Consider the following 5943-nt stretch of genomic DNA (forward strand, 5'->3'; position numbering starts at 1 on the left):
GTCTCGGACCGTGCCCAGATCGGGATCGCCACGCCGTCGATGTGGAAGAACACGACCACGCCGTGGCGTTCGACGCGGGCGGAGACCCATGACGCGTCGACGTCCTCGAGGCTGTGAGGGGTGTTGAGCAGGCGTTCGCTCCAGACCGCATCCGGCGCGGTTCTGAAGTCGGTCGTCTCGCCGTCTCTGCGGGCGGCGACCGGACGGTCGAGGGCGTCGTATGCGACCTCGAGGGCGGAGTCGTGGGCCTCGGCCTTCGTCATCCGGCCGGCGCCGTCGAACTGAAACGTGGCGGACGTGCCGCCCAGGTCGGCCTCGATGGGGCGCCCGATCGCGTCGTAGCGCAGCCGAAGCCGCTGGACGCCACCCGACAGAACCCTCGTGAGCCACCCGTCGGCGTCGTACACGAGCGAGAGGTCGACGTCGTGTCCATCCGCCTCAGATGGGTGCCGTCCTCGAAGGCTCGACAGCTGGCCGTCTGGGTTGTACTCGAGGGCGAGGGCGCCGAGATCGAGGTCGTCCCGATGGCGAGACCACATCCGGAGCTCGCCGCTCGCTCCGTAGAGGAACGTCGAGGTCTCCGTGTCTGCGGTGTGCTCGACCAGGTCGCCCAGTCGGTTGTACCGCCGGGTCCCAGTCTCGTCTTCGACCGTCGTCTGCCCGCCCTCGTAGCGGTAGTGAGCCAGACGGCCTCCCATGTCGACGGTCGCCAGCTGGTCGTGCTCGTCGTAGTTCATCCGTGCCGCCGAGGTCGCGGTCTGGGCCTCGAGGACGCGTCCGAGAGGGTCGTACTTAAAGGCGGTGTCCGTGCCGTCTGGCGCGACCAGCCGGGCGACGTGGCCGGCGGTGTCCCGAGTGATCGTTGCCCGTTCCCGCTCCGAGTCTGAGACGCCCATCAAGCGCCCGGCTGGGTCGTACAAGAACTCGGCGGAGTAGTCGCCGATCTGGATCTCTTCGAGCCGCCCGTCGGGGCGGTAGCGCAGGCGTTGACGGCGGCCCAGCCGGTCGACGCGCCCCGTCACCCGACCTCGCGCGTCCCACGTCTCTTGCCACCTCGTGCCTTCAGCGTCCTCGAGGGCGAGACCGCTCGGACTCCACCGGAGCGTGACCGAACGGCCCTCGGGACTTGTGACGGACGTGATTCGCCCGTGATCGTCCCGACCGAACGTCCAGGCATGCTCTCCCGGCGTGGTCAGCCCGACGAGCGCATGGCCGTCGCTCCACTCGAGGGTGGCAGAGTGCTCCGTCGCATCCGACGCCCTCGAGGCCAGGCCGTCCTCGTCGTAGTCGACGAAGGCGATCTGCTCCTCGTGGTTGAGTAGCGACAGCCGCCGCTCTCCTGGGTCGAGCTGTTGGTGCTCGCAGACGTGATCGTTCTCGCCGTGCCCGATGAAGCGGTCGGCCTCGTTGTAGTAGTAGACGCGGTTCTCGCCCGCGTGTCCGATCCGCTCGAGGACGCGCTGCCCGAGCACATGTCGGTAGAGCACCTGTCCGCCGCTGGCATCGAGGACGCGGGTCGTCTGCCGAAGGGCATCGTAGGCCAGCCGGACGCCGGGGCCATCGGCGCCCCATAGCGCGACGCACCGGCCGTCGGCGTCGTACTGGGCGTAGGATGGTGCGCCCGTGAGCGCGCGGTGCTCGACGAGGAGCGTCCCGTCGTAGTCGAAGTGCTCCGTGTACCGGCTCGAGGTCGAGGCCGAGCGCAGTGCGCCGCCGGAGGTCACGTAGCGCGCCAGTGTCTCCGGCGCGCTCGTTGCCGCCGCCAATGTCACGGCCTCGAGGCCGCCGCTGCCGTACTCGAAGCGAAGCACACGGCCGAGCGGGTCTTTCGCCGCGATCAGCCGCCCGGCGCGCCGCTCTAAGGTGAGGACGGAACCCGATGCGTCGCGGACGGCCGAGAGAGGGACACGAGATCCTGATGCGTCGCGCTTGAGAAACACGAACTGGCGCCGAGGCGAGGCCGAGATCACAAACGCATCGCTCACATGCTCCAGCGTCAGCCCCGTCGCCTCTTGAAGCGCTGCACGGCCGACCTCGACGGGGGCGAACGCCGCGCCGCCGAACGGTCCGCCAATGCAGCGAACGGCCGCCGCGCCGACCTCGAGGGCGGCGTCCAGGCCTAGGCTCCAGCCCGTTCCCAGGGCCCCGACCTCGAGGTCGGAGCTCCGGTAGGAGCGGGACAGCACGACGGGAATGGGGCCGGCTACGACGGCGTCGACGGCGTCGAGGCAGACGGCGCCGGTGGCGGCGTCGACACGGAGCCGGGCGGGAGGGGCATGGATCACATCAGCACCGTCGGCGCCCCCATCAGGATCGGGTTGGGGGGCGGGAGCGGGACGATGGCACCGGGCTCCATCACCTGGTCGCCCATCCGAGCCGCGGGCATGTTGGCGACCAGGACCATCGGGTTACCCGGTGGCATCGTCACACCCGGTCCGTGCGGTGTGCCTGGTCCCGCCGGCGGCGGGAGGTTGACCATCGGGCACGTGTGCTGATCGGCCACGCGCCACGCAGGCATCTTGGCGACCAAGACCGTCGGACACCCCGGCCCCAACAGGGGCGGGCCGTGCATCGTGGCGTCGGCGACTCTAGCAGCGGGCTGTGGCATGGTTATCCGACCTTGGTGAGCGCCCCCTTGATGGACGCGATTCCACTTCCCTTGACGTCTGCCATCACGCCCTCGAGGGCGGCCTGGACGTCGGCCTTGACCTTGACGTTCATGCCGGCGAGCTCGGCGCCCGCCGTGCCCTTCATCTTGAGCTGAGCCGCGGCCTTGACCTCGATGCCGCTCGCGCCCATCTCGATCTTGTTCTGGCCCGCCTTGATCGTGATCGATCCGTCCTTGGACATCGCGATCGAGGACTGCCCGCACTTGAGCGTGATCTTGTCGTCGGCCTTGAGCTCGATATGGGTGCCAGCGCTCACCTCGACAGACTTGTCAGCACCGAACTCGATGGTCTCGGCCATGCCTGAAAACTGCTTGTCGGCCTCAAGGTGGATGTTCAGCTTGGTCTTGACGGAGAAGTTTTTCTCCTTCGACTTGAACCGGATGTCGTCCTGCGCCTCGGTCAGGATGTTGCCCGTCTTGGAGTTGACCTTGATGTCTCCCCTTCCATTCGCCATGTCGATGTCGCCGCTACCGACACCCATGCTGATGCCACCCGTCCCGGCCATGAGGTTGATTCCCATTGTCGCCGAGGTCAGGTCGATTCCGCTCGTCGTCGTGAGCCCAATCCCACCGGTGCCAGCGTAGGCCGAGATCCCGGCCGTCGTGCCCATGATGATGCCGCCCTCGCTGGCCATGAAGATGCCTGGGAGCAGAAGCCCCGCCGCCGTCCCAGCTCCGGTGTTGACGAAGCTCTGCCAGAACGACTTGTTCTTAAGGAACCCTGACCCAACGCCGAGGGCCGCCAGCGCCACGCCGATTGCCCCGTCAACGGCTGTCATGGCCGAGCCCATGTCCCCCAGGTCCTTCGCCGCCATGACGAAATCTGGGTCGCCCATCAGCTTGCCCGTCTTGATAAACACGCCATTCCCAGCGTGGATCGATTGGGTGGCATCGGTCGAGGACTGAATGCCCTCGACGGCGTCCTCGGCCGCGCCGAGGTGGATCCGGCTCTTGGCTGTCGGCGTCTTGATGTCGACGCCGACCTTGCCCTTGAGGTCCTGGAGCATGATCCGGTTGCCCGCCGCTGTCAAGACCGTGTTCTCGGTCTGGTTGTTCTTGGTGACCGGCGACGCCTGGTTCGGGTTCGGCACCGTCGAGAGACCGATGATCCGGTCCACGTTGCCGTCCACGCACGCGACGACCATCTCGGCGTCCTTGTGGACTGGGAAGTGCTGGCCGTACTCCGGGCCGCTGTAGGGCTGTGCGAGCCGGACCGGCTTCGTCGCCTGGGCCGCGCCCTCCTTGCCCAGGTCGAATGGGAAGCGGACGCGGTAGCGGCCCTGGTCGTCGATCGGCGCGTACTCGCCGCCGGCGCTTTCCACTTTGGCGGTCAGGACGCCCGGCAGCTTCGGAATGGGTGTGATCCGCGGCGGCCGATACGGGGCCGATGCCGGGACGCACGTGAACTCGTTCTGGTAGCCGGACTCCCGGTCTCCGCCCGTTCCTGCTCCCAACACATCGGCCTCGGAGCCTCGGTGCGTGACCTCGGTGATGAGGTACGACTGGTTGATGTCTTTCCGGAAGTGGCCCTCGAGGTCGAACCGGAACCCGGTGCGGAGCCGAAAGCAGTTGCTCGAGCCCGTCATGACCAATCGCTGCGTCTCGAACTCCTCCGCCCGGATCTTCGTCAGCGCGTCGCTGCGCGTCTGCGTGCCGGTGTGGATCATCGAGTCCGAGAGGAAGCCCGTTTCGGGGTCTCGGTCGTCGGCCTTTGTGAGAAGGTCGGCTGCGGGCGTGCGATAGTTGTAGTCCTTCGTCTCGGTGCCCAGCGTCACCAAGCGGCGGCGGGCTGTGAGGCCCAGGACAGCATCGGTGAGCGGCGATCCGAGGTTGTTGTACGGCAGGACCGGCTCGTCCTCGATGGGCTCGGAGTCGCCCGCGTCGTCGCTCATGACGACGGTGTCGTTGCCGTCCTCGTGCCGGAAGTAGTAGCGGATGCCCTCGAACTCGAGGAGCCGCTGGACGAAATCGAGGTCGGACTCCTTGTACTGCGTTGTGTACTCGCGCGGCTCGTAGGACCCGGCCAGGTTCCACTCGTGATCGACGCCGGCGTCTTTAAGGACGTTGGTGACGATGTCCTGGACGGTCAGGTCCTGAAAGATCCGGCTCTGGTTGGAGAGGCCGAGCCGCCACAGCCGGGGGACGAGGACGACGCGGTAGAGGTACCGCTTGTAGCCGTCGAACCCCTCGACCTCGTAGGACTGGACGAAGTCGACGACGATGCCGTTGATCTCTGACGCCTCGTCGCCGCCGCGCGCGATGGACAGGGTGGCCGGCTTGTTGATGACGTCCTCGAAGTCGATCGCCTCATCGCGGGAGACGAGGTCGACCTCGAACTCGAATGTCTGCGAGATGGACTCGCGGCCATTGAACTCGGCGACCTGGAACGTGTCGTCCTCGAGGGCGCTACACGTGAACTCGTGACGGACGACGTGGTGGATCTCCATGGGGATAGGCGGTCAGCCCGTGCTCACGAGGTAGAGGTCGCGAGCACGCGTCATCGATGGCGGGACGGTGAGCATGGCTGTGGTGCTGAGCGAACCGCCGCGATGCGGCCCGGCTCTCTCTATACACCGGAAACGCCTGTCCGTCCGGTCACGGCCTGCAGGGTTAGCTCGCGTAGTGCGCCGAGACGTACCACCGACCAGGGACGACGTGCTGGGCGTCGGCCCACGCTCGCATGGCCTCGAGGGCGGTGCGCTGGTGGGCCACGTCCCATGTCGCGTCGAACGGGACATCCATCCGGTAGCGGACCGCGAGTTCGTCCGCGATCCAGCGCCGCAGGCGGTGCGGTACGAACGGCGCTGCGAGCGACGCGACCTGGGAGGCCGGTCCCGCCGGCTGGCCCAGGCGGAAGCGGTCGGCGCTGTGAAAAGCGTCGCGGTTCCGCTCCCACCACTCGGTCCAGACCTCGAGATCCGTGCTCGGCCCGGCGACGGTCGTCCCGCGAGGCGCTTGGTCGGGCGGCGTGATCGGCTCGCCGCGTGCCAGCTTCTCGCGCTCGTCCTCGAACAACTCGTCGTCCTCGAGGACGTCCTCGACGAAGGTCTCGACCTCGAGGTCGGCGCCCGTGATCATGTGGAGCGCGCGAGCGGCGGCGGCAGAAGCATCGCCCTCGAGGGCGGAGATGAGAGCCGGGACCGCGGCTGGGTCGCCCATCAGTCCCAACGTGTCGGCGGCGTCGAGGGCGGACGGCGGGTGCTGGAGGACCTCCGTGAGCCACGGGACGGCCGTGCCGCGACCGGCGAGCGCCAGCGTCCGCACCAGCGCCGGGT

At 67.8% G+C, this 5943-nt stretch carries 4 protein-coding genes; all 4 read right to left on the reverse strand.

Going from position 1 to position 5943, the window contains the following annotated elements; translation table 11 throughout:
* On the reverse strand, window positions 1–2285 hold a 2285-nt coding region (locus WBA11_RS09745; protein ID WP_424520506.1), incomplete at its 3' end, for a DUF6531 domain-containing protein.
* Entirely contained in the window at window positions 2282–2608 is a 327-nt protein-coding gene (locus tag WBA11_RS09750; protein WP_424520507.1) for a PAAR domain-containing protein, read from the reverse strand. The genes WBA11_RS09750 and WBA11_RS09745, both read right to left, overlap by 4 nt.
* Before the next feature lie 2 nt (window positions 2609–2610).
* Window positions 2611–5115, reverse strand: a complete 2505-nt coding sequence (gene tssI / locus WBA11_RS09755; RefSeq protein WP_424520508.1) for a type VI secretion system tip protein TssI/VgrG — start codon at window positions 5113–5115, stop codon at window positions 2611–2613.
* A gap of 163 nt (window positions 5116–5278) precedes the next feature.
* A partial coding sequence (locus tag WBA11_RS09760) for a HEAT repeat domain-containing protein (protein WP_424520509.1) occupies window positions 5279–5943 on the reverse strand: 665 nt, incomplete at its 5' end.

The organism is Rubrivirga sp. (assembly GCF_049648075.1).
Lineage (GTDB): Bacteria > Bacteroidota > Rhodothermia > Rhodothermales > Rubricoccaceae > Rubrivirga.